Raw genomic sequence first — 24973 nt, 5'->3', positions numbered from 1 at the left:
TTTAAATTCTTAACTTTAGAAAAAACATAGTTATGGACAAGGAAATTTTGCGTTCAGAAATTTTCAGACATTTGGATGGTGTTGTCACCGCCCCAATTGTTGCTTCTTTATTGAAAAAAGAAATCATTGCATTCATTATACAAAAAGAAAAAATATTTTTAAAGGAACTTTCAGAAGAGTTTAAAGCCAATGAAGGTTATCTGAATGTGGCAATTCGTGCATTAGCATCACAAGATTTTCTTAATTATGAAGTCGATAATGAAAATGATACGATTACGATTTCAGTGAATGAAAAAACGCAGTTTCTACAGAAATACAGTTTGCTTTATCTTAAGGTAATATCTTTTTTAAAAAACTCTACAGATATTAAAAATCAAATCAACGAAGCTTCTTTTATTGAAGAATTTAATGGGCTGAGCAATTCGGTGAAAGATAATTTTGGAATTCAGTTTTCTGATTCTAATGAAGAAAAGGAAGTTCAGTTACAGATTTTAAAACATATTGAAGGCTGCATCATCGGTCCTGTGATTGTACATCTCGGAATGACGGGAATGTTTCATAAATACTTTATGGAGACTTCTTTTCAGGCTGCCGAATTTCATAAAAATTCAGAGAATTTTGAGGTTATTCTGGACTTTATGGCTCATTTGGGCTGGTTTAAAAAATTGAATGATAACTATAAGTTTACCGAAACCGGAATTTATTTTGCAAAACGAGCCGCTTCCTATGGAGTTACCATTTCTTATCTTCCATTATTAAATAAAATGGATGAACTTTTATTCGGAAATGCTTCCAAAATCAGAGAGATCGCAGAAGGTGAAGATGAAATTCATGTCGACCGTGCGATGAATGTTTGGGGTAGCGGCGGTTCACATGCTAATTATTTTAAAGTTGCTAATGATTTTATTATTCAGATTTTCAATCAGCCGATTCATTTACAGCCCAAAGGAGTTCTCGATATGGGTTGCGGAAACGGCGCTTTCATCCAGCACATTTTTGAAACCATTGAAAGACATACGCTCCGTGGAAAAATGCTTGAAGAACATCCGCTTTTTCTGGTAGGCGCAGATTACAATCAGGCAGCTTTGAAAGTGACACGAGCTAACCTCATCAACAACGATATTTGGGCAAAGGTAATTTGGGGCGACATCGGAAATCCTCAGCAATTGGCTGAAGATTTAAAAGAAAATTATGAAATTGATCTTTCAGATTTATTGAACATCAGAACTTTCCTCGACCACAATAGGGTCTGGAAAACGCCGGAAAATAATCGTCCCGATAGAATCAGTACTTCTACGGGAGCGTTTGCGTATCGTGGAAAAAGATTACCCAATAATTTAGTTGAAGAAAGCCTGAAAGAACATCTCGAACTTTGGCTCCCCTACATTCGAAAAAACGGACTGTTAATTATAGAACTGCATGCTTTAGATTCAAAACTAACTGCCAAAAATTTAGGAAAAACTCCGGCCACCGCTTATGAAGCAACCCATGGCTTTTCTGACCAATATATCTTGGAAGTGGATGTTTTCAAAAAGATTTGCCTTGAAGCAGGCCTTACAACCGATAAAGATCTATTCAAAAAATTCCCGAATTCTGAACTGGCAACAGTTTCAATTAATTTATTGAAAAGTTAAAATCCTGATGAATTTCGCAGATTTTTTGATTAAGCAGATTTCATTTTACTGTTTTATATCTGCAAAATCTACATCATCAGTGAGAATTAAATCTTAAACATCAATTATACATTAAATTTAAACGAAAAACAATGAAATTTGAAACCATAGAAACGGAACGCTTGCTTATTCAAAAGCTGGATTCTAAAACGATGAATACCATTTTCAAAACAAATGATGAAAATGAAATTAAACGAATTTTAGGAATTACCAACGAAGAAGAATTTGCCCGACAAAAAAGAATTTATGAAAAAGGATATGAATCTTATAATCAAAAGATGCTGAATTTTCAAATCGTAGAAAAGCAAAGCAATACCATTATCGGAAATTGTGGTTTTCACACCTGGAATCCGCAACACCATCGTGCCGAAATCGGTTATGCTTTAAATTCTGATGAGTTTAAGAACAAAGGCTTTATGAAAGAAACGGTTAAAAAAGTAATTGAATTTGGCTTCGAAGAAATGCAGCTTAACAGAATTGAAGCTTTGATTGATGAGAACAACATACCCTCAAAAAAATTATTAGAACATTTTGGGTTTACACGAGAAGGAAATCTTCGCGGTCATTATTTGGTTGACGGAATATTTGAAGATTCCGTTTTATATTCTTTGCTAAAATCAGAGTATAAAACAGCTTAACAGTTGATTAAATTTACTTTTTAAAATAATCTACTAAAAAAACAAAACCATTCTGCTCTTCAGAATGGTTTTGTTGTGATTTGGAGTATTTATTTACTGAGGAAGTTTGTTTCCGCTTATTTCAATTGGTAAACTTACAGTCTGTCCACCATCATTAAGATTTGTCCATGTCGAATTAGAAACTAAAAACTGTTTTGCGTTGTTTACTTTAGTTCCGTCATGAGGAAGCTGAGGATAATAATGGATACCGCTCGATGCTTTAGAACCCCACTTGATCCAATATGTACCGGCTGAAAGATTCAAATCGGGTGTCTGAGTTTTCACTTTATAAATTTTGCGGGTTGTATTATCAGTTTGTCCTTGCAAAATTCTGTACATATTGGTCTCTTCAGAAGAAACATAGCGGTTTGATGTAAGATCACCATAAATTTTCACTGCTCCGGCAACCGAAGGATCGGAAGAATAAATCTCAAAATACAATTCATTCAATGGGAAAGTAGTTCCTGAAAAATTGGTTTGATAAGCGTAAAAATAAATATTCTGGATACTCCATTTCTGACCAGATGGAACTACAAAATCATCTGCAAGCATACGATCAGGAATCGTTCCACTAAATCCCCAAGTCGATTGCGGAGATTTTATTTCACTCCAGGTAAATCCTGCAGGAGCACTGGTTCCCCCAGTGGAAGTTGTTCCGGTACTCATTCCCTTTGCTCCTTCCATTGTAAATGCTTCAGGTTGTGGAGTTGTTATTTGTTCGTCGTCATCGTTACTGCAGCTTAAAACTAAAGTTGCTACAGAAAATAGGTATAAAAAAAATCTTGTTCTCATAATGTTAGGTTTTATAAATTATCCGATTACAAAACTACATTTACAAAAGGTCAGATTTTAAAGGAAAAACACCCTTTTAAAAAGGGTGTTTACATATTTTTTAAATGAATTTAGCTTATTTAGCTCTCAATCTCTCTTTGATTGCTTCAATATTTTTCTTTGCAGAATCTTCCAGAATAAGGCTTGCACTCATGTGAATTCTTGCAGGCATCAACTCGTTGAAATGCTCCGTTCCTTCCCAAGACACTTTTTTAATTAAAGCCAAAGCATCCTCACTTCTCGAAGAAAGTGTATTTAAAAATTTCTCCACTTTTGAATCCATCTCTGCAACTGTATCAGACACCGAGTGATAAATATTGTGCTGTTCTGCCCATTCTGCAGATCTAAAGTCTGCATCAATTGCCATTGCCGAAAACTGAGACTTCCCAATTTTTCTTTCCACATAAGGACCAATTACGAAAGGACCTATTCCTAAATTGATTTCAGTTAAAGCCAATGCAGAATCTTTAGTTGCAAAACAATAATCTGCACCACAAGCCAGACCTACTCCACCACCGGTTGTTTTTCCCTGAACTCTTACAACAACAATTTTACCACAATTTCTCATGGCATTAAGAACTTTAGCAAAACCACCGAAGAATTTTGTAGACGCTTCCAATTCTTCAATAGCCAAAAGCTCATCAAAACTGGCTCCTGCGCAGAATGCTTTTTCACCTTCACTTTTTACAAGAATTGCTTTTACTTCATCTTTTGCTCCTTCGTCAAGAATAGTCTGTGCCAATTTTTCAAGAATTGCTCCGGGAAGAGCATTGCTTTTTGCTGTTCCGAATGTAATTTCGGCAATATTATTTTTAATTTCTGATGTTACAAAATCACTCATTTTTATTTGATATTGGATTCAAACAAAAATACTAACAATTGTTCGGTTAAAAAATTTAATGCAAAAAAATTTATTAATAGTTCTCCTAAAAATCAGTATTTCTACTCTATTCAAATTATTAAAAAAGATTTTACTTTGCCATTATCAACGAAGCGGAAACCTTAGAACATTTCCCTCTAACACGGTTTTCTAACGATTCTAAACATAAATGAAAATTCCCTGCTAAATAACAGGGAATTTTTTATTTCTTTCCATACAAAAGCATTCGTTTAAATGCATAAATGGTGGGAAACTTATCAAATTTTTCAGCAATTCTCTTTTTATACTCGCTGATAAATTTGTCATGATCATCCTTATCTAAAATCTCCAGATAAGGAATCAAAGCCGACCCGGAAATGAATTGAAATAATTTTTCAACATTATCCGCAATAATCGGATACACTTTCATGAAGATGTTCAAATCTTTTAAACCTGCATCAAACATTATTTTAGCATATTGATCCAAGCTTAATACCGGTGAAATTCTATTCCAGCCATTAAGTTGTGTTTTGTATGGCTCTTCAGAAGCCAGCTGAAACAAAATCTGATTGAGCATATTTTCTGACTGAACCGGCATCTGCACTGCAAACTGACCATTATTATTTAGTAAAGAAAGAAGTTTTGGAAATAGTTTTTCGTGATCATCTGACCATTGAAGTGCAGCATTGCTGAAAATTAAATCCCATTTATCATTTGAATCATACAATTCTTCAATAGTTTTTTGTTTAAAACTTAATCTTTCGTTTTCGAAATCAAAAGATTTTTCAAGCATTTCTGCCGATGAATCTATTCCTAAGAAATGGGCTTCCTTAAATTTTTCTGACAGTATATAAGTTTGCTCGCCTGTTCCACAACCAATGTCGATTGCTTTTTTTAAACCTTCAGAAGAAATATTTTCTGCTAAATCAAAAAATGGCTGATAACGAATATTTTTAAACTCGTTGTATATTTCGGGATTCCAGGGCATATTATTTTATTTTAATTTGATTGAAAATTGTTTATTTTTTCAAAGCTAAAATATATTTATCGATATACAATTCCTTCTCTTTCGATTTGTATTGCTGAATGTATCTGGGATGCTCCAATACAGTCATTTTATTAAAAAGATTAGCTTCCTGATTCAGCTTCGAAATAAAATCCGCATTTTTCTTTCCTAAAATAAACACTTCCGAAGTGTCCAAATTCAAACTGATATGTTTTTTCAAACAATCAATCATAAAATCTTTTACATCATTAAAAAGTTTTTTATCATCATAATAATTGGCATTGATCCAGCTTCCTTTTGATTTTCTGACAATTGCCAACGGAAATGGAGAATTGATGTAAATATCTTTATAAAATTCGTCAGCTCCTCCGTATTGCTCAATCATATCGTACATAAAAACAGATGAAATCTCATGGGTATACGCTGATTGCATTTTGATTCCGCAAACACTTTCCAGACGTTTCGTGTCGGTGAAAGGAACACCTGTAACTCCCGCTCCATGACGACTCGGATTGATTCCTATTAAAAATTTCCTTTGGTTAGAATCATTGTAATATTTCTGATAAAACTTTTCCATGACAACGATTGTTTCAGGATTATCAAGATAAGGATTTAGAACCTGAAAATCGTCGGGAAGATTTCCATCATATTTTAAATTTCGATTGAATGCGACAACTTGGCCTGCGAAAGTTTTCTTCATATATTATTCCACATCTTCTTCGTCACCTTCTTCACTTAAAGCCAATTCAATATCAATAAACTGAATGTATAAACCGCAAATATTTTCATTAGCGTCATATGCAAAATAGACAGGATATTCTCCATCACCGAAACCACTCGCAAACATGGGAATATGATATTCCGTATTCGGAACTTTCCAATTGATCCAATCTCCTGCATCTCTTTGATTTTTTGGATTGTCCTGATAACTCTTCGCAAAAATATCCGCAAAATAATCATCATAAAGATTATCAACATCTGCTTCATCTGCAAATTTATCTACAGAAGGAAGCACTTCCGCATCGGTAATGCAGCCCAAACCTGCATCTACTCCAAAACCAAAAAAATCGTCTTCAGTTACACCTTCCAGTTCTTCAATCCCAACTAAAGCTTCTCTGTAAATAACAGGTTTCTCTTTGGTGAATTCTACTTTTACAACCGCATATCGATCGCCCCAATCTTCGGATTTCACAACTGCAATCGTCACAGGAAAATCACCTTTCGGAGCCTGAACAAAGTAAGGCGACTGATTGGCATTCAGATAGACCAAAGGATCTCTCACTACCACTTTTCCCGAAGGAAGAGAAACATTTCCGATTTCCATGGTTTCCAATTGCTGCCCCATAATTTCATCTGAAGTAAAATAGGTTTCCAAATCGGTCGGACAAACCAATACGTTTTTTACCTCCTCATACTTCTGCATCCAGTTTTCGTTCATGATTAAACTTTTTTGAATTGATTTTAAGTCTTGAAAATAATGAATAAAAATTTCAGAACCTATTTCAAGAGTATGTTTAACAAAAGTTTATAAAATAAATAAAATTTAGTCGAAGTATTGAGATCCATGTCAAGGTTTAAAACCTTGACATGGATAATAGTAAAGATAAAAAATCCCCTTCAGCAAAAAACTAAAAGGGATAACAAATTTATATTTCATTTTGAATTAAATCAATCCAAACTGCTCAAAATGGTGGGTAAAATGCTTTCTGTGCATCAGTTCCCACATTTCTTTGTTCAGTTTTCCAAACACGAAATTCGTATGCTCTGCGTGTGGATTTTCTTTGTAATAAATAGAGAATCGTTTCAGATTATCCATGAAAGAAATTTTTGCTGCTTCAAGATTTTTATGTCTTAATTCTAATAATTTTTCATCTTCAGCTAGATATGGTGCAGGAAAGTCTTTTGGCATTTTTCTGTGATTGTACAAAGAATCCTGCCATTTTTCCAAATGCTCTTCAGGAGTAAAGCATTTTTCGGCTTCAGGCTCACCCAAACTTACCAAAACGCCGTGCTCCAAATGCTCAATCATTTGCTGAGGAGACATTTTACCCCAGCTTGGCTGAGTGGATTCCGTTAAACCATTCAATGCTTTCTGAATGTTTTTTAAGTTTAAATCAATGAAAGGAGACTGCTTTGCCACTAATGTCAAAATTGTAGCTACACAAACGATCTCATCTCTTTGATTCACCACTTCAACCAACCATTTCACAACACCGGAAGGAATATTTCTTCCCTTAACTCCACGGTTGATCTTTTCTTTTGCCGTTAAATAAACCGTAATCGTATCTCCCGCATAAACAGGCTTAAAGAACGAACAATTTTCCAATCCGTAATTTGCAATAACAGGGCCTTTTTTCCCCGAAACAAATAATCCGGCCGCCGCAGAAAGGATGAAATATCCGTGAGCAACGGTTTTGTCGAAGATCGTACCCGTTAAGCTCGTTGCATCGGTGTGCGCATAGAAATGATCCCATGAAACATTGGAGAAATTCACGATGTCTGCATCTGTTACTGTTCTTCCTGCTGTTTCTAAAGAATCTCCTACCTCAACTTCTTCAAAATATTTCTGGAAAGGATGTTTATCCGAGAATTTTTTCTCAGCGCCCTGCTGATAAACTTTAGTAATTGCCGTTAAAATATCCGGCGAACCTTGGATGGCTGTTTTTTGAAGGAAAAAATGAAGACCATTCAATCCCCCCATTTCCTCTCCTCCTCCTGCTCTACCCGGACCACCGTGCATCAATGTCGGAAGCGGGGAACCGTGACCTGTACTTTCTTTCGCACTGTCTCTGTTTAACACAAAAATTCTTCCATGCTGAGAAGCCATTTTCCACGAAGTTTCTGCAACGAATTGATCATCGTGAGAAATGATAGAACCTACCAAACTTCCTTTACCTTTCTTTGCCAATGCCGCTGCTTCTTCCGCATCCTTGTAAGGCATCAATGTAGAAACCGGACCAAAAGCTTCGACATCGTGAGAGATATTTTTAGTAAACGGAGCGTCGTTTAAGAACAGTTTCGGACTCATAAATGCTCCATTTTCATAGTTTGCATCTACCAATTCGTGTTTTCCGTCGTAGATCAATTCATTTTCAGTTTTTAGAATATCAACTTTTCTTAAAACCTCATCGTACTGTTGTTTTCCAACCAAAGAACCCATTCTTGTTTCTCTGCTTAATGGGTTTCCGATTTTTGTCTGATCCAAAGCTTTAGACAACGCATTCTGAACATCTCCAATTAGATTTTCAGGAACGATGATTCTTCTGATCGCCGTACATTTTTGGCCGGCTTTCGTAGTCATTTCATTACGAACTTCTTTGATGAACAAATCAAATTCCGGAGTTCCCGGTTTTGCATCCAATCCAAGAATTGAACAGTTCAAAGAATCTGCCTCCATATTGAAACGAACCGCGTTTCCTGCAATTGATGGTAAAGATTTCAATTTTCTACCTGTCGTTGCAGAACCTGTGAATAACACCGAATCTCCATCCTTAACGTAATCCAGAATATTTCCAGGTTCACCACAAACCAACTGAACAGCACCTTCCGGAAGGATTCCGCTTTCAATCATATCCTGGAACACTGCGTTTGTTAAATAAGAACCAAACGGAGAAGGTTTTACAATTGAAGGAACACCTGCTAATAAAGAGGTAGACAGTTTTTCCAACATTCCCCAAACAGGAAAATTATATGCGTTGATTTGTACAGAAACTCCTTCACTTGGCGTTAAAATATGAGTTCCCAAGAAAGTTCCGTTTGCAGAAATTTTCTGAGTATCTCCATCCACCCAAAACGGTGTGTTCGGAAGCATTCTCTTTGCCAAACCCGAGTACGTGAAGAAAGTACCGAAACCGCCTTCAATATCTACCCAAGAATCTACGTGAGTTGCTCCTGTTTTATAAGATAATTCGTAATACTTTTTCTTTCTTTCTAAAAGGTAAAGCGCGACTTTTTTCAACATTTCTCCACGGTCGTAGAATGTCATGGATGAAAGGTTTTTGTAACCTACCGTTCTTCCGTAATCTAAAGCCTGCTCAAAATTAAGACCTTCTGTATCGGAAATGGCAACCTGCTCACCGTTTACGGCATTATACAAAGGAATTCCGTTTCCGGTACCTTCTACCCATTGTCCGTAGATATAGTTTTTTAACTTTTCCATATAGTTTTTAATTTATAATGTATTCAATTTAACAATTCATGAAAGGATGCTTCGACAGGCTCAGCATGACTGCACTAATTATTTAAATGATACATTTTATATTGTTATAATTTTAATTTTTTGGTTCCTGATATGGAAACAACTTTACAAGGCCTTCATACAAACTTCTATGAAGAATGGTGGCATGATTGTCTGTTTCCATCATTTTATATTCTAAAGTCCAGTTTTTCTTATTGGCTTTTTTAAGAACATCGTATAAATCTTCCGCGTCTTTTACCATTACCGGATGCTCGCCTTTTCCGACAGAAACGTAAATAAATTTCTTGGTATCCGGAATCTTAGTTAATAATTGAGGAGCCTGCTTTAAAAGACTTTCATCATCCCACCACAAACTCGGACTGATGATAAAATAATTATTGAACATTTCAGGTTTCTTCAACAGAATTTCAGTTGCCAACAAACCACCCAATGACTGCCCGAATAAATAATTATTCGTTGTTTTAAACTGTTTTTCGATATAAGGTTTCAATTCTTTTTCTAAAAACCAAATGAATTTATCCGAATGCCCGGTTGTCGGATAATCTTTCTGTAAGTCTTTTAAATCGGTATGAAAAGTAAAGTCTCTTTTTCTGTCGACATTCGCAATTCCCACCACAATAGTTTCCGGCATGGAGTACATTTGATTAAAGAACTGGACCAAACCTGTAACGTGGATAAAATCTTCATTCATACTTCCATCCAGAAGATAAATAACCGGATACGATTTCTTTTTATCAAAATTTTGCGGAAGATAGATGTTTAAAGTTCTGTCTTCTTTTAAAATCTTAGATTTTATGGTTCTGATTTCTCCAATCGTCAATGGTTTTACATTTCCTGTCTGTGCAAGAACCACAGATTGAAATGAGCACAGAATACTGCAGAAAATAAAAAGTTTTTTAATCATATTAATTTTTTGTGTTGTAAAATTATTTCACATCATCCCAAATGCTGTAATCAACAACTTTCGTAGGAATCTGCTCAACATATTCTGTAAATGGCTCACAAGGTAAAATCACGTCTTTTCCTTCTCTTGCCAATTCCTGATAGAGTTTTGTCCCTTCAGTTTTCCATTTGATCATTTCGTCAGAAACATCACGGATAATTTTTGCAGGACTTCCAACGATCAACTTTCTCGGTTCACATTTAAAATTGGCTGGAACAAAAGCTAATGCACCGACAATACTTTCATCACCGATTACGGCTTTGTCCATTACGACAGCGTTCATTCCAACCAGACAGTTTTTTCCGATATGCCCGGAATGAATAATCGCTCCATGACCGATGTGCGCAGATTCTTCCAAGATAGTTTCAATCCCCGGAAAAACGTGAAGCGTACAGTTTTCCTGAACATTTGCACCGTCTTTCACAATAATTTTACCCCAGTCGCCACGAATAACCGCATTAGGACCAACATAAACTTCTTCGCCGATTTCCACATTTCCGATAATTACCGCTTGCGGATGGACGTAAGCGGAAGGTTTTATTATTGGACGAATTCCGTGGTATGAGTAAATATTCATAATTTTAATTTGAAAATTTGAGAATGAGTTAATTTGAAAATTATTTTTAACGCAAAGTCCGCAAGGTTTTAAAAAAAATTTTCATGCAGATATTTCGTTTGCAAAGGCGTTTCACTCAGCAAAGGGCAAACGTTAACTTAACGAGCTAATTTGAGAAATGAGAATGTGTTCTGAATGGCATTTTCAAATTCTCAAATTAGCACATTTTCAAATTAAACCCTTTCAATTACCATTGCATACCCTTGTCCGACACCGATACAAAGCGTACACAATGCATATTTTTTATCTTGTTTTTGGAGTTCTATTGCGGCAGAACCAACGATTCTGGCTCCGGAGACTCCAAGTGGATGACCGATGGCAATAGCTCCTCCGTTTGGATTTACTCTTGAATCATCATCTTTTAATCCTAATGTTCTGGTTACTGCCAAAGCCTGAGCTGCAAATGCTTCATTCAACTCGATGATATCCATATCGTCTAATGAAAGATTCAGTCTTTTTAACAATTTCTGAGTTGCTTCAACAGGGCCAATTCCCATAATTCTTGGCTCAACACCGGCAACAGATGATCCTAAGATTTTTGCTTTTGGTTTTAAACCATATTTTTTCACAGCTTCTTCGCTTGCTAAAATTAAAGCAGCTGCTCCGTCATTCATTCCGGAAGCATTTCCGGCAGTTACAGTTCCTTCTTTTCTGAAAGCCGGACGAAGCTTTCCTAATCCCTCCATAGATGAAGTCGGTTTGATAAATTCATCTGTATCGAAGATTTTCGGTTCGCCTTTTCTTTGTGGAATTTCAACTTTTACAATTTCTTCCGCCAATCTTCCGCTTTCTTGTGCTTTTGTTGCTTTTTGCTGTGACCAAAGCGCAAATTTATCCTGATCTTCACGACTGATGTTGTGCATTTCTGCTAAATTTTCAGCGGTGTCACCCATCGCATCTACACCGTACATTTCTTTCATTTTGGGATTCACAAATCTCCAACCGAAAGTGGTATCAAACATTTGGCTGTCTCTACCGAAAGCTGCGCTTGGTTTTGACATCACGTAAGGTGAACGCGTCATATGTTCTACTCCACCTGCGATGTAAATTTCACCTTCACCAGCAGCAATCGAACGGAAAGCATTCGCAACTGCAGACATTCCTGAAGCACAAAGTCTATTTACTGTTTCGCCCCCTATTTTATATGGAAGTCCAGCTAATAAAAGTCCCATTCTTGCTACGTTTCTGTTGTCTTCACCTGCCTGATTGGCGCATCCGAAAATAACATCTTCAATCTCCTCTACAGGAACTTCAGGGTTTCTTGCTACGATTTCTTTAATCACTACCGCTGCCAAATCGTCGGCACGAACTTCTGAAAGACCACCAGATAATTTTGAAATAGGTGTTCTTACATAGTCTATGATATATACGTTGTTCATTTTATTTAATTTGAAAATGTGTTAATTTGAGAATTTGAAAATGAAATAAAGCATTAAAAATAATTTTTAAATTGCATCATTTTCAAATTTTCAAATTATAATTCTATTACTTTTTTTCCGATTTTATAAACTGTACCTACAAATTTTGCTACCTGCTCATTATTCTGATTGGTAATTTTAATGTCGTAGATTGCTGTTTTACGAGTATCATTCACCAAAACACTTTCTGCCCTGAATAGATCTCCTTCTCTTCCGGCTTTGGTAAAATTGATGCTTACATTTAATGCAACCGCTGCATTTCCGTCGTTGTTTGATGAAAAAGCAAAGGCAGAATCTGCAAAAGCAAATGTTACTCCTCCATGAACCGTTCCCAATCCGTTGAGCATTTGTCTGGTGATTTCCATTTCAATCAAAGAATAGTTTTCTTTAATATCAATGATTTTTATTCCTAAAAATTGGGAGAAATAATCCTTCTCCATCATATAATCAACAACCTGTCTTGGATTCATATTAATTTGTTCTTGTTATTTCTAGATATAATTCATCAGCAAATTTATCATAAATACTCATGGTTTTGCCAAGAATCATCTGCTCGTTTGTGAGTTGGGTTGACGAATTTTCATTAAGATAAAAAGCATTTAAATCAATTTCCCTCTTCAATAGAAATTCTCTTAATCAGTTCTTTAAATTTTTCATTAAATTTTCCCAATAAATCCAACTTTTCCTCATCGTTAATTGAAGAAAGCTCCTGAATAATATATTCTTTCGCAATGGTGAGCCTTGTTTCCAATTCAGTTCTGAAGCCATCTATATCCATACTATTAATTTGAAAATTTGATCAATTTGAAAATTTGAAAATGAAAAACGGCTGTAATTAATTTTCAAATTAGCACATTTTCAAATTGCTTAATTCAGTTTACGCAACAACGGGCTCTGTCTGTATCTTTCCTCCTGATATTCTTCGTAAAGATTTTGCAAGGTTTTAGAGATTTTTGCATATCCTATTTCTTTTCCCCAAGCCAATAATCCTTTTGGATAATTTACCCCTTTCTGCATTGCCAATTCCAGATCTTCATCGTTGGCAACGCCTAATCTTTTTGCTTCAACTGCTTCATTAATCAACATGGAGATAATTCTCAAGAATATTTGCTGGTAAAGAGTATCGTCTTTTTGTGCAACAGGTTTTTGAGCATTTTCTGAATAATCATAAAAACCTTTCCCTGTTTTTCTGCCGTGAAGTTTGGCTTCCGACATTCTTTGCTGAAGAAGAGAAGGTTTGTATTTCGGATCGTAGAAGTATTCGTTGTAAACTGTCTTGGTTACGGAAAAATTCACATCAACACCAATTAAATCCATTAATTCAAAAGGTCCCATTTTAAAGTTTCCGATTGTCTTCATGGCTTCATCTACCTGCTCTACCGTTGCGATATTTTCTTCAACGATTCTCAGACCTTCACCATAATAAGGACGAGCAATTCTGTTCACGATAAATCCGGGAATATCCTTTGCAATCACTGGAGTTTTGCCCCAATCTTTCATCAGATTGTAGATTTTTTCCGCTAAAGATCTTTCTGTTAATAAGGATGGAATAACCTCCACTAAAGGCATCAAAGGAGCCGGATTGAAGAAGTGAATTCCTATGAAACGCTCCGGTTTTTGTAATTCCGCACCGAGAGAGGTGATGGAAATGGATGATGTATTGGAACCAATCACACAGCTTTCTGAAACATGTTTTTCTAATTCTGTGAAAACTTTGGTTTTAATTTCTTTGTTTTCGATGATGGCTTCAATGATCAACTCACAATCTTTGAAGTCCTTCAATTCTGTAGCAATGGAAATGTTGGCTAAAATTTCAGTCATTTTTTCTGCCGAAATTTTTTGTTTATCAACCAATTTGGTTAATGTTTTTTCCAAACCTACGGTTGCCGTTTCTACTTGTTTTGCGTTGGCATCGTATACCCAAACTTTGCATCCGTTCGTAGCGGCTACTTGTGCAATGCCGATTCCCATTGTTCCGGCACCGATAATTCCTACATTCATATTTTAAATTTGAAAATTTGAAAATGAGTTAATTTAAAAATTATTTGAGCTTCGAACTTGAAATAATTTTAGACAGAATTAATAGAATTTCTTTTAAATCTGAAATTAATTTTTCGTTTGGAGATTTCAAATACGAAGATTTTAAACACAACAAAAGCCAATATTCTGTTTCATCAGCTTCTTTAGCAGCAATCTTTAATTTATGAATAAAATCTGCTTTGCTTTCTGCATTTTGAGCCTCTCTTACATTTGCTCCAATCGAAGTCCCTGATTTAAAAATTTGATTTGCCAAAGGAAACTTTTTAGCTTCATACAAATCTTCTGAAAATTCAATAATGTTCAATGCAAAATCAAAAGCCTTATTTACAATAATATTTTCTTTATCATCCCTCATTTTCAAATTCTCAAATTAACTCATTCTCAAATTAATTATCTTCCTTTATAATTAGGTTTTCTTTTTTCTAAAAAGGCACTTACTCCTTCTTTGAAATCTTCTGTTTCTGCAGCTTCCTGTTGCAAATCTCCTTCTAATTCCAGTTGTTCTTTCAACGTGTTGTTGTAAGAAGCCGCGAATGCTTTTTTAGTTAATTTAAGTCCAACAGTCGGCATATTTGCTGTCTTTTCTAAAATTTCTAATGATTTAGAAGTGAATTCTTCTTCAGAGAAAACTTCCGCTACCAAACCATAAGATTTTGACTCTTCCGCAGATAACTTTTTGCCCGTAAATGCCAAATAATTCGCCAATTGTCTTCCCAATAACTTCGGTAAGAAATAGGTTCCTCCAGTATCAGGAATTAATCCGATATTGGAGAATGCCTGAGCAAAATATGCTTTATCAGAAGCTAAAACAAAATCACAAATCAGTGCCAACATCGCTCCGGCTCCTACCGCAGGACCATTCACCAAAGCAACAACAGGCTTTTTGCAACGTGTAATTTCCATTACCAGGGGATTATAATAATCAGTTACAATTCTCCTGATAATATCATCGTCGTGATGTTCATTTCCCTGAACAAACGCATCATCCAAGTTCTGACCGGAACAAAAAGCCTTTCCTCTTCCAGAAATCGCCACACATCTTACAGTAGGGTCATTACTACATTCTTTTACAAAATCTTTCAAATCTGCCAATGAAGGTTTTGTCAACGCATTCATTGTTTCAGGCTGATTGAGATAAGCAATTTTTAGCTTTCCATCGAAATGTGATTCAATATCAAGTTGTGTGTACATAGGTTATAATTTTTTAATTTGAAAATTAGATAGTTTGAAAATTTTTAACACAGTACCAATTTACTCATTTTCAAATTGATTAATGACATTTAAAATAATCAAAAGGCTCTAAACAGTCTAAGCACTGATACGAAGCCTTACATAGCGTAGACCCGAATCTGCTGATCTGTTTGGTATGTTCGGAACCGCAACGAGGACATTTTTTAGGTTTCCCGATGTGATGTTCGTCCGCTCCTTTTTCGGGAGGTGTGATTCCGTAAGCACGAAGTTTTTCTCTCGCTTCATCTGTCAGCCAGTCTGTTGTCCAAATCGGAAACATTTTGGTAACTACTTTTGCCTCCCAACCGTTTTCTCTCATCATTTTGATGATGTCTTCTTCAATCGTGAACATCGCCGGACAAGCAGAATACGTAGGTGTAATTGTAACTTCACAAGTTTTTTCACCCGTGATATTTGCTTCTCTCACGATGCCCAATTCCACGATATTAATTACTGGAATTTCGGGGTCAGGAATTTGACTTAATATGTTTAATAAATTATTCAAAATTTTCTATAAAATATATTGAATTGTTGCCCAAAATTGTGCTATCCTTACTCTTGGGATCTTGTGCACTCACGATTTCACTAAAATAACCTGCTAAATGATCTCCTTTTTTGAAATCATATCTAATATCAGTAAAATATTTTCCTCCTTTTGCATTTTTATAAACTACAGAATCTATTTTAATTTCTTTTTTATTTCTGTAAATTGTATAAATAATTTTAGCTTCTTTAGAAATTTCGTTTTTCATTTCAGGAGAAAAAAACTTGTATGATAGTCCTCGCAAATTTTTATTTTCTACCAAATAAAATTTACTATTAGCAGAATCTATCTTTCCATGTTCTTTAAAAATAATTTGATTTTTAAAAACATCATTTTTTCCTAAAACGATATAATCAATTTGTATTTCTTTAGAATCAGTTTTGTTCGTTAAACTCCAAATTCCTGTTTTAACATTATCCCGTGTATCAAAGTTACCCTTGAGTATAAAATAATCTTTGTTAGCAGTAATATGAGTTATTGAATCATTGATTTTATTCTTACTTTGATTCTCATAATTTTTCAACTCAAACATTTCATTTACATCATCGAAACTGTGCAAAACTTTAGTTTTAACTTCCTTTTTTTGACAAGATGAAATGATTAAACCAGCAAATAAAAAATTTAGAAATATCTTCATATGAATATTAAATTACCAAGTACAACCCGGATACGCTCTCTGCATATATTGCAATTCACAAAGAATATATCCAAAATATTCTGTATGATACCCTGTTCTTGATTTTGGCTGCATGAAAGGATTTGTTGGATATTCTAAACCGAAACCTTCAAAATCTTTCTGTGTAATCGTCAAAAATTCTTCGTAAAGAGCATCTGTGTTCGGAGCAATATTTAAAGCTACCAAATCATCTTCTCCTTCCGTTTTTGCAAAAAGACCTTTCGTGTATTCCCAAATATTTTCGATGGCTTTTTCTAAACGAGTTCTACTTTCTTCTGTTCCCTGAGCAAAAATTTTCATCCACGAAGCAGCGTGAGTATAGTGATACCTTACTTCTTTTAAAGATTTCTGAGCAATGGCAGAAAGTTCTTCGTTGGTAGAGTTTGATAATGCTTCGTACATCAATTTCTGATACACTGCAAAAACGTACACTTTTAAAATCGTCTGAGCATAATCTTCATTGGGAAGTTCTGTCCAATGAGCGTTTACATATTCGTGTTCGTATCTTAAAAATGCCAAGTCATCTTCACTTTTTCCGTCGTCGATCACTCTTGAAGCATAAACGTAGAAATTATTGGCCTGGCCAAGCTCATCCAACGCAATGTTTGTTAATGCAATATCTTCCTCTAAATAAGGACCTTCACCGCACCACGCAGACAAACGCTGTCCCATAATGAAACTGTCGTCTGCTAGTTTTAATAAATAATTATATAATGGGTTCATTATTTTAGCTTTTGGCTTTTGGCGTATAGCTTTTGGCAAATTGCAAGCAGCTAACAGCCAATCGCTGTTTTACATATTTTTTACATCGTTTGGAATGTCGTAAAACGTCGGGTGACGATACAATTTATCATCAGCCGGATCGAAGAAAGCTTCTTTATCCACTCCTTCCGAAGTCACGATATATTTACTTGGAACTACCCAAACTGAAGTTCCTTCTTTTCTTCTTGTATAAACATCTCTTGCATTCTGCAAAGCCATTTCTGCTGTAGGCGCCTGTACAATTCCAACGTGTTTGTGAGATAATCCCGGTTTAGTCTGAATAAACACTTCCCACATATCTAAATTTGCCATAATTAATTTGAAAATTAGGTAATTTGAAAATTTGAGAATTAGGCAATTTGAAAATTTATACACAATGATGGCATTTTCAAATTAGCACATTTTCAAATTAGCACATTATTATATTACTTCTTTTTGTTGTTTCTCTGCAAAAGCCGCCGCCGCTTCTTTTACCCAAGCATTTTCTCTTTGAGCTTTTCTTTTGGTTTCGATACGCTTTTTGTTTGCAGGGCCGTTTCCTTTCAAGATTTCCATAAATTCATCCCAAGGAAGTTCCCCGAAATCGTAATGCTGTCTTTCCTCATTCCATTTCAAGTCTTTGTCCGGAATTGTTAATCCTAAAAATTCAGCCTGAGCAACCGTAACATCGATGAATCTCTGACGAAGACTGTCATTACTTTCTCTTTTCACTCTGTAGTTCATAGAAATTTTAGAGTTTGGAGAGCTGTCGTCATTCGGTCCAAACATCATTAAAGCTGGCCACCAGAAACGATTTAACGAAGCCTGAGCCATTTCTTTCTGCTGTTTTGTACCACGGCAAAGTGCCATTAAAATCTCGTAACCTTGTCTTTGGTGGAAAGATTCTTCTTTACAGATTTTCACCATTGCTCTTGAATAAGGCCCATAAGAATTCCCCATCAACATTACTTGATTCATGATTGCTGCACCATCAACCAACCAGCCGATTGCACCAATATCTGCCCAACTCAACGTCGGATAATTGAAAATACTTGAATATTTTGCTTTTCCTTCCAACATATCTTCATACGTTGCATCTCTATCAGCTCTGATACTTCCGTCTCCTAAAGTTTCAGTTGCAGAATAAAGATATAAGCCATGACCTGCCTCATCCTGAACTTTCGCCAAAAGAGCCATTTTTCTTCTCAATGAAGGTGCTCTGGAAATCCAGTTCGCTTCCGGTAACATTCCGACAATCTCAGAATGCGCGTGCTGTGAAATCTGACGAACCAATAGTTTTCTGTAATCATCAGGCATTACATCTTTTGGCTCTACTTTATTTTCGTCGTGTACGTATTGTACAAATTTTTCTAAGTCCATAATTTTTTAATTTGAAAATTAATTAATTTGAAAATTTGAGAATTAGGCAATTTGAAAATTAAAACACAATCATGGCATTTTCAAATTAGCATATTGACTCATTTTCAAATTGATTTAAACATCATAATTAAGCATCACCACATTCGTTGTCGGGTGACATTGGCAGGTAAGAACGTAACCTCTGGCTACTTCTTCTTCGGTAAGCGCGTAGTTTTTTTCCATGAAGACTTCACCTTCTAAAACTTCGGCTTTACACGTACAACAAACTCCTCCTTTACAAGCAAAAGGCACAGGAAGATTGTCTTTCAATGCTTTATCTAAGATACTCTCTTTTTTTGAATTCAAGTGGAATGAATATTCATCATCATCGATGATTACCGTTACCATACTTTCAATATTGGCAATAGCTTTGAATTCATCACTCATTTCCTCCGTATTCTCTTCGTCAGGAGCGGTAAAATATTCAAATAAAACCTGAATGGCAGGTACTTTTTTATCTTTCTTTAAATAATCTGCAATTCCTTTAATCATTTCTGAAGGTCCACAAATAAAATAAGTCGCTTCTTTTATATCAATATCGGTATATCTTTCAAATAAAAGTTCCAGTTTTTCAGGAGAAATTCTACCTTCGAAAATCGGGTCTTCATGCTGTTCACGACTTACTAAATAAACCACTTTCAACCTTCCGTTGAACTGCTCAACCAACTTATCGATTTCAGCCTTTTTCATCACATGATTCATGCTTCTGTTGCTGTAAAACAAATAAGCGTTTGAATTCGGCTCCTGATAAAGACTTTCTTTGATATTCGACAAAACTGGAGAAATTCCGCTCCCTGCAGCCAAACCAACGTACGTTTTCACATTTGTCGGGTGATAAGATGTGTTAAAACCACCCATCGGAGGCATTACTTCAAGAATTTCATCCATATGAAGATGCTCGTTGAAATATCCGGAAACTTTTCCGCCTTCCAATAATTTCACCAATACTTCCAGCGTGTTACTTTTTTCGCTTGGCGCATTGCAGATAGAATAAGAACGTCTTTCTTCATTTCCGTCGATCATCATTCGGAAATTAAGATACTGCCCCTGCTTGAACCTGAATTTATCTTTCAGCTCTTCAGGAATTTCAACGGCTACATTCACTGCGTCGCTGGTATCTTTCTGAACTTTTACCGTTTTAAGTTTATAAAATGAATTCATTTATTTTTTAAGTATTCTGTTAATTTTTCCACCTTCACATTTTGGAAGACTATCCTGAGCGTGGATTTTCACTTTTGTAGTAATCCCTACCCTCTTTTTAATCTCGTTTTCGATGCTTTTCCCAAAGTTTCCGACAAAAATAGCATAATCATCGGTATTTTGATTTAAATTTTTAGAAGCTACCAATTCATCATCAATTTCAACATCAATATCCAAAGCAACACACATTTGTTCTTTTTCAATCGGCGTTAAATAATAGTTAGGAACAACACCTTGCACATGAGAAAATGCTTCTTCAATCTGACTTGGATAGACATTTACCCCTCTTACAATCAGCATATCATCGGCTCTTCCGAGAATTGGCTTCATTTTCACCATTGTTCTTTTTCCGCTTTCGTCATAATAAAGACTTGTGATATCGTTCGTCCAGTAACGTAAAAGCGGCATTGCTTTCTTCGTTAAAGTCGTGATCACCAAAACACCTTCTTCACCGAAAGGAACAGGTTCTTTGGTAATGGGATCTAAAATTTCAGGATAAAAATGATCTTCCCAAATATAAGAACCTCCTTTTTCCTCAAAATCTTCCATCGAAACTCCGGGACCGATGATTTCACTCAAGCCATAAATATTGGTTGCATGAACACCCAATTTTTCTTCAATGTGATGTCTGATAATCTCCGTCCAAGGTTCTGAACCTAAAACAGCATATTTCAAACTGATTTCGTCCGCAGAAATTCCTCTTTTTGCAAATTCATCAGCTAATGTTAAAGCGTAAGATGGCGAACAGCAAAGAACTTCCGGTTGAAAATCCATAATTAAATCGACTTGTCTCGCCGTCATTCCTCCCGAAATCGGAAGAACACTCATTCCTAATTTTTCAGCTCCGTAATGAAGTCCAAGTCCACCTGTGAAAATTCCATAACCATAAGCATTATGCAGCTGCATTCCCGGTTTTGCTCCCGCCGCGTTCAAAGATCTCGCCACTACTTCGCTGAATAAATCAACATCTTCTTTTGTATATCCTACAACCGTCGGTTTTCCTGTCGTTCCGCTTGAACAATGAATTCTCTGTAGTTCATTTTTTGGAACCGTGAATAATCCGAACGGGTAATTGTCTCTCAAATCCTGTTTGTAAGTAATCGGAAGTTTCGTAATATCTTCGATCGACCTTATATCTTGTGGAGATATTCCTGATTTATTAAATTTTTCTTTATAAAATTCCGACTTCTCCCCAAGATAGTCTACCAATTTCGCCAATCGCTCAGATTGAAGCTTTCTCAGTTGATCGAGCTTTAGATATTCAACATCAAAATCCATAACTAACTAACATTTGTTAGGTGTAAATTTAAAAAGATTTTGGAACATGGCAAATTTTTTATGACTTTCATCATATTTTGAATTATTCTAAATAACTGAGTCTGAGGTCAAGATTGAGATTAAGGATGATTTTATGTTGAATTTGTCATTCAGAACGAAGCAAAGCGGAATAAAGAATTTAGTTTTAATATTTTAAATACATTTCTCCTCCGTCCCAACAACTGGTTTTATTCAATAAAATTTTTAAAAAAATGTAATGATTTTCTCATGCAGGTTTAGAAGATTGACCAGATTTTTTTTACATCATATAACATTAGACTTTGTAAACATCAAGAATTTCCGGTCTTTCTGAATTATCTGAGATTTTTCCGGTTTTGGCAAATTCAGTCCAGAGTTTTCTTAGTTTTTTCCCGTTTTCATCAATGTAGCTCCAGGGAATATTTTTTAAAATTTCCGCATCTTTCCATGCGGCTTGGTTTCCGAAAATAAAAGGTAAATCTATTGCATGCGCCCCTAAAAAATGATTGGCTGCTTTCAATCGGGGATGAATTCTAAATAGATACACATTACCTCCGGCTTCAGCATAGTTTTCTGCAAATTCTTTCGCTGGTCTTCCATAAATTATTTCTGTGGTCACACGAATGGCTTTATTTAGAATTTTTCCCGGAATATATTTATTTAAAGTTTCGGATGCTTTCAGATAAAAAGAAGTTTCTTCATCATTTAGACCGATCAGAACATCAATATTTTCTGCATTCTTTTTCCATTTCTCTTCTGCTTCATTTTCATTGCATAGAGGTGGAAAATCATATTGAGTCCCGAAAGGCATTGCGGCTTTTAGACCATATTTAAAGAATGAAGGAACAAAATTTTTATAGTTTTCTATAATTTCTAAAACATCAGATTTATCATCAAACATCTTAGTATTTTTCAAAAATTCTGCAACCATTTTTTGCCGATTTTTTCTTAAACCTAAAGGCGCACTGTGAATAATCACTCTTTTAAATAAATCCTTAGTTCCCTCCGAAATCATCAGATGAGCAATTGCATCCCCACCAGAAGATTGCCCGAAAAGCGTAATGTTTTCTGTATCTCCGCCAAAAGCGGCAATATTCTTTTTAATCCATTTTAAGGCTTCGATAATATCAAATAAACCTAAATTGGCAGGTCTTTGATTACTTCCGCCAAGAAATCCGAAAATCCCTAAACGGTACGAAACAGAAACAATAATAACATTCTGCTCTTTTACCCAATCAGTAGGATCTGCCGTGGATAAATCACCACAACCAATTTCATATGAACCACCATGAATCCAAACTATAACAGGCAGTTTTTCATTATCACTGATATTATCCGGCCTGAAAACAGAGACGTATTGTGGAGACTCATCAACTTCAAAATCGTCAAGATTGGTCCTTCCAATCATCTTCTCAAGAAGCGGACTGATACTCTGCGGGCAAACCGGAGTTTTTTCAGGAAAAATAATTTCTTCAGACGGCTTAACAGGAACCGGCTTTTTAAATCTTTCCGAGTAGGCATAACGAATGTTTTTAGCTTTTAAAATTCCGTTGCCTTTCAAGGCTAAGATCTTTCCGAAGGGTACTTTAAAAATATGAGTATTGATATTGTGATGGGAGGTCATTAATCTTTTATTTTAATGAACTTATTTTATACAAATGTCGAAAAGTTTTTTAACATTTAACACTTTTATATCACTTTCTTTCTTTAAGAATCGGTTTTAGAATCTTTAATTTTCCATCGATAGACTGATCTGGTTTTAAGCGTAAAATTTCAGCAACCAAAGGATAAACATTAATATTTTCAAACTCATCAATGACGAGATTTTCTTTAAATTCCGGTCCCCAAGCAAGGAATGTAGCTTTCATTTCGGGAACAATTCTCGGGTTGTAACCGTGTTTTCCGACGGAGGTTTTCTTCCCTTTTTCCAAAAATATTTTTGGAGCATTCGGAATTAATAAAATCTGCCCGATCCGATTGTACTTATCATCTTTCGTTGCAAAATGAAGATATTTTGGTAATTTCTTGTCCAAATACACTTCATAATCATCTGTTTTACCGGCTTTCAAATCTTTATAAACCTTTTTTACCTCATCGGGATTTTTCACATAAACTCTAAGCAAAGTCTGTGAATTATAAAAATCGAATCTATTGGCATCAAAAAGTATTTGAGGAATCTCAAGAGGATTTCCGCCATCAACTTTGATCATTCCGTGATCTGAAACAAAGACAAAATTTACATTTTTTAAGCCTAAATCATTTACCTTCCGAACCAGTTCTCCGATAGCATTGTCTACCAATTGAACGGCAACTTCAGTTTCTTTGGCTTCAGGACCAAAATGATGTCCTGCCCCATCGACTTCCGGAAAATATAATGAAATAAAATGCGGTCTTTTATCTTCTGGAAGCTTTAACCAGTTAATGACTTTATTAACTTTTTCTGATGGTGTAAATTTTTCATGATACGGATAATAATATGTCGGCCTGATTCCTCCCGCATCACTTGCAGAACCTACCCATTGTAAAGATGCATTGATTACATTTTGCTTTTCAGCAAGACTCCATAAAGGAATTCCGCCATACCAACTTCCGTCTTCTGCATTTTGCCGGTTGCTCATTGCGTAGGCTTTTTTCAACTTATAATCGTAGAAATAATTATCAATTAAGCCGTGATGAGAAGGATATAATCCTGTAATTAAAGTCCAATGATTCGGAAATGTGATACTTGGATAGCTTGGAAGCATTGCTTTTGCCTGAATACCTTCTTTAGAGAACTTCAGGAGATTTTCAGCATTATATTTTTTAGTATAATCATACCGGAAGCCATCGGCAGAAATCATAATAACATACGGTTTCTGCATCGCTTCAGCATCATTATAACGGTCTGGAATTACAATTTGAGCAGTATCAACTGTTCCTTTTTGAGCGAATATTGTCAGAGAAACAATCAGCATTAACAATGCCAATACTTTTTTCATTATAAAAATTTTGTACAAAGGTAACCTCCAAAAATTTCTCACAAAAGTTTAAAATATTAAAATAAGTTTAAATATGATAAAAGATACTGTTTTAAGCTCATTAATATATTATGAAATAATTTCTTATTTATTGATTTTTATTTGTTTAATAACCTGATAAACAGAACCTATCACGAAAAGCATAAAAATAATCAGTAATGTTTTTCCAATTAAAGGATCGTTGATATCTTTAGCTAAAGGATGTCCCACCGGAACTCTTGTAAGCGTTTCATTGACGGTTGGAAGCATCGATAGAAGAAAGCTGAAAGACATCAGAAAATTTTCGAAGTAACGGGCTTTATTGTTCCCTGGTTTTTTGTTATGAAGATAAAATGCTACAGCTACGAGAATCAAAATGATTAACGATAAAATATGACCCGCATTAAAACCACCATGTTTTGAAAGTCCCAAAGCAGTAAGTGAAGTGATGATGGTAAAATAAAAATATATTTTGCCTGTAATGTTCCCCAAATTAATTTTTCCGAATCTTACAAATGATACTAAAGCTGCTACAATGGCAATAACACCGATTATTGTATGGAAAATTCCTAAAACTGATAATCCCATTTTAATTTTTTTTGAATGTTTG

26 protein-coding genes are annotated in these 24973 nt (G+C 35.2%); 2 read left to right on the top strand and 24 right to left on the bottom strand.

What is annotated here, in order from left to right; genetic code table 11:
• The first annotated feature begins 32 nt into the window (after positions 1–32).
• Together ACR1PN_RS11260 and ACR1PN_RS11255 are read left to right on the top strand one after the other, a co-directional pair.
• Positions 33–1634 (top strand): class I SAM-dependent methyltransferase, encoded by a 1602-nt coding sequence (locus ACR1PN_RS11260; RefSeq protein WP_433980112.1) that lies wholly within the window; start codon positions 33–35, stop codon positions 1632–1634.
• 131 nt (positions 1635–1765) lie between these two features.
• Positions 1766–2311 carry a GNAT family N-acetyltransferase gene (locus ACR1PN_RS11255; RefSeq protein ID WP_433980111.1) on the top strand — a complete coding sequence of 182 codons (546 nt, stop codon included), beginning with the start codon at positions 1766–1768 and terminating at the stop codon, positions 2309–2311.
• Positions 2312–2404: 93 nt separating this feature from the next.
• Here ACR1PN_RS11255 and ACR1PN_RS11250 read toward each other — a convergent pair whose 3' ends face one another.
• The 24 genes from ACR1PN_RS11250 to ACR1PN_RS11135 all read right to left on the bottom strand — a co-directional run bounded on the left by ACR1PN_RS11250 (position 2405) and on the right by ACR1PN_RS11135 (position 24951).
• Entirely contained in the window at positions 2405–3142 is a 738-nt protein-coding gene (locus ACR1PN_RS11250; protein ID WP_433980110.1) for a hypothetical protein, read from the bottom strand.
• Between the two features lie 115 nt (positions 3143–3257).
• The gene (locus ACR1PN_RS11245; RefSeq protein WP_433980109.1) at positions 3258–4022 is read right to left on the bottom strand and encodes an enoyl-CoA hydratase/isomerase family protein; all 765 of its coding nucleotides are present in this window, start codon (positions 4020–4022) and stop codon (positions 3258–3260) included.
• A 241-nt stretch (positions 4023–4263) separates the two neighbouring features.
• Positions 4264–5028: a methyltransferase domain-containing protein gene (locus tag ACR1PN_RS11240; protein ID WP_433980108.1), complete on the bottom strand. Its 765-nt coding sequence runs from the start codon at positions 5026–5028 to the stop codon at positions 4264–4266.
• Between the two features lie 31 nt (positions 5029–5059).
• Positions 5060–5746, bottom strand: coding sequence for an SMUG2 DNA glycosylase family protein (locus tag ACR1PN_RS11235; protein ID WP_378180709.1), 687 nt, complete (start codon positions 5744–5746; stop codon positions 5060–5062).
• Between the two features lie 3 nt (positions 5747–5749).
• On the bottom strand, positions 5750–6484 hold the full coding sequence (locus ACR1PN_RS11230) for a DUF4241 domain-containing protein (protein ID WP_378180712.1): 735 nt from the start codon (positions 6482–6484) through the stop codon (positions 5750–5752).
• 225 nt (positions 6485–6709) lie between these two features.
• Complete coding sequence (gene paaZ, locus ACR1PN_RS11225) at positions 6710–9205, bottom strand: phenylacetic acid degradation bifunctional protein PaaZ (protein ID WP_433980107.1); 2496 nt, start codon at positions 9203–9205, stop codon at positions 6710–6712.
• Between the two features lie 112 nt (positions 9206–9317).
• A complete protein-coding gene (locus ACR1PN_RS11220) occupies positions 9318–10148 on the bottom strand; it encodes an alpha/beta hydrolase (protein WP_433980106.1) in 831 nt (276 codons plus the stop codon).
• Between the two features lie 22 nt (positions 10149–10170).
• Complete coding sequence (locus ACR1PN_RS11215) at positions 10171–10764, bottom strand: transferase hexapeptide repeat family protein (RefSeq protein ID WP_433980105.1); 594 nt, start codon at positions 10762–10764, stop codon at positions 10171–10173.
• Between the two features lie 212 nt (positions 10765–10976).
• Positions 10977–12182, bottom strand: a complete 1206-nt coding sequence (gene pcaF / locus ACR1PN_RS11210) for a 3-oxoadipyl-CoA thiolase (RefSeq protein WP_433980104.1) — start codon at positions 12180–12182, stop codon at positions 10977–10979.
• A gap of 95 nt (positions 12183–12277) precedes the next feature.
• A complete protein-coding gene (gene paaI, locus ACR1PN_RS11205) occupies positions 12278–12691 on the bottom strand; it encodes a hydroxyphenylacetyl-CoA thioesterase PaaI (RefSeq protein WP_433980103.1) in 414 nt (137 codons plus the stop codon).
• A 134-nt stretch (positions 12692–12825) separates the two neighbouring features.
• Positions 12826–12999 (bottom strand): hypothetical protein, encoded by a 174-nt coding sequence (locus tag ACR1PN_RS11200; RefSeq protein WP_433980102.1) that lies wholly within the window; start codon positions 12997–12999, stop codon positions 12826–12828.
• An 89-nt stretch (positions 13000–13088) separates the two neighbouring features.
• Complete coding sequence (locus ACR1PN_RS11195) at positions 13089–14222, bottom strand: 3-hydroxyacyl-CoA dehydrogenase NAD-binding domain-containing protein (RefSeq protein WP_433980101.1); 1134 nt, start codon at positions 14220–14222, stop codon at positions 13089–13091.
• 40 nt (positions 14223–14262) lie between these two features.
• On the bottom strand, positions 14263–14616 hold the full coding sequence (locus ACR1PN_RS11190) for a four helix bundle protein (RefSeq protein ID WP_433980100.1): 354 nt from the start codon (positions 14614–14616) through the stop codon (positions 14263–14265).
• A 35-nt stretch (positions 14617–14651) separates the two neighbouring features.
• Positions 14652–15452 (bottom strand): enoyl-CoA hydratase/isomerase family protein, encoded by an 801-nt coding sequence (locus ACR1PN_RS11185; protein ID WP_433980099.1) that lies wholly within the window; start codon positions 15450–15452, stop codon positions 14652–14654.
• A 79-nt stretch (positions 15453–15531) separates the two neighbouring features.
• Positions 15532–15996, bottom strand: coding sequence for a 1,2-phenylacetyl-CoA epoxidase subunit PaaD (gene paaD, locus ACR1PN_RS11180; RefSeq protein ID WP_433980098.1), 465 nt, complete (start codon positions 15994–15996; stop codon positions 15532–15534).
• Positions 15989–16672, bottom strand: coding sequence for a hypothetical protein (locus ACR1PN_RS11175; RefSeq protein ID WP_433980097.1), 684 nt, complete (start codon positions 16670–16672; stop codon positions 15989–15991). The genes paaD and ACR1PN_RS11175 overlap by 8 nt, the downstream gene beginning before the upstream one ends.
• 12 nt (positions 16673–16684) lie before the next feature.
• Positions 16685–17434: a 1,2-phenylacetyl-CoA epoxidase subunit PaaC gene (gene paaC, locus ACR1PN_RS11170; RefSeq protein WP_433980096.1), complete on the bottom strand. Its 750-nt coding sequence runs from the start codon at positions 17432–17434 to the stop codon at positions 16685–16687.
• A 69-nt stretch (positions 17435–17503) separates the two neighbouring features.
• Positions 17504–17785, bottom strand: a complete 282-nt coding sequence (paaB, locus tag ACR1PN_RS11165) for a 1,2-phenylacetyl-CoA epoxidase subunit PaaB (protein WP_039364405.1) — start codon at positions 17783–17785, stop codon at positions 17504–17506.
• A 108-nt stretch (positions 17786–17893) separates the two neighbouring features.
• Positions 17894–18832: a 1,2-phenylacetyl-CoA epoxidase subunit PaaA gene (gene paaA / locus ACR1PN_RS11160; protein ID WP_433980095.1), complete on the bottom strand. Its 939-nt coding sequence runs from the start codon at positions 18830–18832 to the stop codon at positions 17894–17896.
• A 114-nt stretch (positions 18833–18946) separates the two neighbouring features.
• A complete protein-coding gene (locus tag ACR1PN_RS11155) occupies positions 18947–20032 on the bottom strand; it encodes a 2Fe-2S iron-sulfur cluster-binding protein (RefSeq protein ID WP_378180758.1) in 1086 nt (361 codons plus the stop codon).
• Positions 20033–21349, bottom strand: coding sequence for a phenylacetate--CoA ligase family protein (locus ACR1PN_RS11150; protein WP_433980094.1), 1317 nt, complete (start codon positions 21347–21349; stop codon positions 20033–20035).
• Positions 21350–21662: 313 nt separating this feature from the next.
• A complete protein-coding gene (locus tag ACR1PN_RS11145) occupies positions 21663–22991 on the bottom strand; it encodes a carboxylesterase family protein (protein WP_433980093.1) in 1329 nt (442 codons plus the stop codon).
• Positions 22992–23061: 70 nt separating this feature from the next.
• Positions 23062–24345, bottom strand: a complete 1284-nt coding sequence (locus tag ACR1PN_RS11140) for an ectonucleotide pyrophosphatase/phosphodiesterase (RefSeq protein WP_433980092.1) — start codon at positions 24343–24345, stop codon at positions 23062–23064.
• 123 nt (positions 24346–24468) lie between these two features.
• Positions 24469–24951: a hypothetical protein gene (locus ACR1PN_RS11135; protein WP_433980091.1), complete on the bottom strand. Its 483-nt coding sequence runs from the start codon at positions 24949–24951 to the stop codon at positions 24469–24471.
• Between the last annotated feature and the right edge of the window lie 22 nt (positions 24952–24973).

The organism is Chryseobacterium sp. RLHN22, assembly GCF_051011795.1.
GTDB classification, from domain to species: domain Bacteria; phylum Bacteroidota; class Bacteroidia; order Flavobacteriales; family Weeksellaceae; genus Chryseobacterium; species Chryseobacterium zhengzhouense.
This window is presented reverse-complemented; position numbering and strand designations above follow the sequence as displayed.

Bases quoted from the DNA above. Each gene is read 5' to 3' on its own strand.
- ACR1PN_RS11140 (WP_433980092.1), bottom strand. From the start codon at position 24,345: ATGAAAAAAGTATTGGCATTGTTAATGCTGATTGTTTCTCTGACAATA.
- paaA (WP_433980095.1), bottom strand. From the start codon at position 18,832: ATGGACTTAGAAAAATTTGTACAATACGTACACGACGAAAATAAAGTA.
- ACR1PN_RS11255 (WP_433980111.1), top strand. From the start codon at position 1,766: ATGAAATTTGAAACCATAGAAACGGAACGCTTGCTTATTCAAAAGCTG.
- ACR1PN_RS11195 (WP_433980101.1), bottom strand. From the start codon at position 14,222: ATGAATGTAGGAATTATCGGTGCCGGAACAATGGGAATCGGCATTGCA.
- ACR1PN_RS11215 (WP_433980105.1), bottom strand. From the start codon at position 10,764: ATGAATATTTACTCATACCACGGAATTCGTCCAATAATAAAACCTTCC.
- pcaF (WP_433980104.1), bottom strand. From the start codon at position 12,182: ATGAACAACGTATATATCATAGACTATGTAAGAACACCTATTTCAAAA.
- paaC (WP_433980096.1), bottom strand. From the start codon at position 17,434: ATGAACCCATTATATAATTATTTATTAAAACTAGCAGACGACAGTTTC.
- ACR1PN_RS11230 (WP_378180712.1), bottom strand. From the start codon at position 6,484: ATGAACGAAAACTGGATGCAGAAGTATGAGGAGGTAAAAAACGTATTG.
- ACR1PN_RS11145 (WP_433980093.1), bottom strand. From the start codon at position 22,991: ATGACCTCCCATCACAATATCAATACTCATATTTTTAAAGTACCCTTC.
- paaZ (WP_433980107.1), bottom strand. From the start codon at position 9,205: ATGGAAAAGTTAAAAAACTATATCTACGGACAATGGGTAGAAGGTACC.
- ACR1PN_RS11155 (WP_378180758.1), bottom strand. From the start codon at position 20,032: ATGAATTCATTTTATAAACTTAAAACGGTAAAAGTTCAGAAAGATACC.
- paaI (WP_433980103.1), bottom strand. From the start codon at position 12,691: ATGAATCCAAGACAGGTTGTTGATTATATGATGGAGAAGGATTATTTC.
- ACR1PN_RS11190 (WP_433980100.1), bottom strand. From the start codon at position 14,616: ATGAGGGATGATAAAGAAAATATTATTGTAAATAAGGCTTTTGATTTT.
- paaB (WP_039364405.1), bottom strand. From the start codon at position 17,785: ATGGCAAATTTAGATATGTGGGAAGTGTTTATTCAGACTAAACCGGGA.
- ACR1PN_RS11150 (WP_433980094.1), bottom strand. From the start codon at position 21,349: ATGGATTTTGATGTTGAATATCTAAAGCTCGATCAACTGAGAAAGCTT.
- ACR1PN_RS11185 (WP_433980099.1), bottom strand. From the start codon at position 15,452: ATGTACACACAACTTGATATTGAATCACATTTCGATGGAAAGCTAAAA.
- ACR1PN_RS11220 (WP_433980106.1), bottom strand. From the start codon at position 10,148: ATGATTAAAAAACTTTTTATTTTCTGCAGTATTCTGTGCTCATTTCAA.
- ACR1PN_RS11235 (WP_378180709.1), bottom strand. From the start codon at position 5,746: ATGAAGAAAACTTTCGCAGGCCAAGTTGTCGCATTCAATCGAAATTTA.
- ACR1PN_RS11260 (WP_433980112.1), top strand. From the start codon at position 33: ATGGACAAGGAAATTTTGCGTTCAGAAATTTTCAGACATTTGGATGGT.
- ACR1PN_RS11250 (WP_433980110.1), bottom strand. From the start codon at position 3,142: ATGAGAACAAGATTTTTTTTATACCTATTTTCTGTAGCAACTTTAGTT.
- ACR1PN_RS11200 (WP_433980102.1), bottom strand. From the start codon at position 12,999: ATGGATATAGATGGCTTCAGAACTGAATTGGAAACAAGGCTCACCATT.
- ACR1PN_RS11175 (WP_433980097.1), bottom strand. From the start codon at position 16,672: ATGAAGATATTTCTAAATTTTTTATTTGCTGGTTTAATCATTTCATCT.
- ACR1PN_RS11245 (WP_433980109.1), bottom strand. From the start codon at position 4,022: ATGAGTGATTTTGTAACATCAGAAATTAAAAATAATATTGCCGAAATT.
- ACR1PN_RS11135 (WP_433980091.1), bottom strand. From the start codon at position 24,951: ATGGGATTATCAGTTTTAGGAATTTTCCATACAATAATCGGTGTTATT.
- ACR1PN_RS11240 (WP_433980108.1), bottom strand. From the start codon at position 5,028: ATGCCCTGGAATCCCGAAATATACAACGAGTTTAAAAATATTCGTTAT.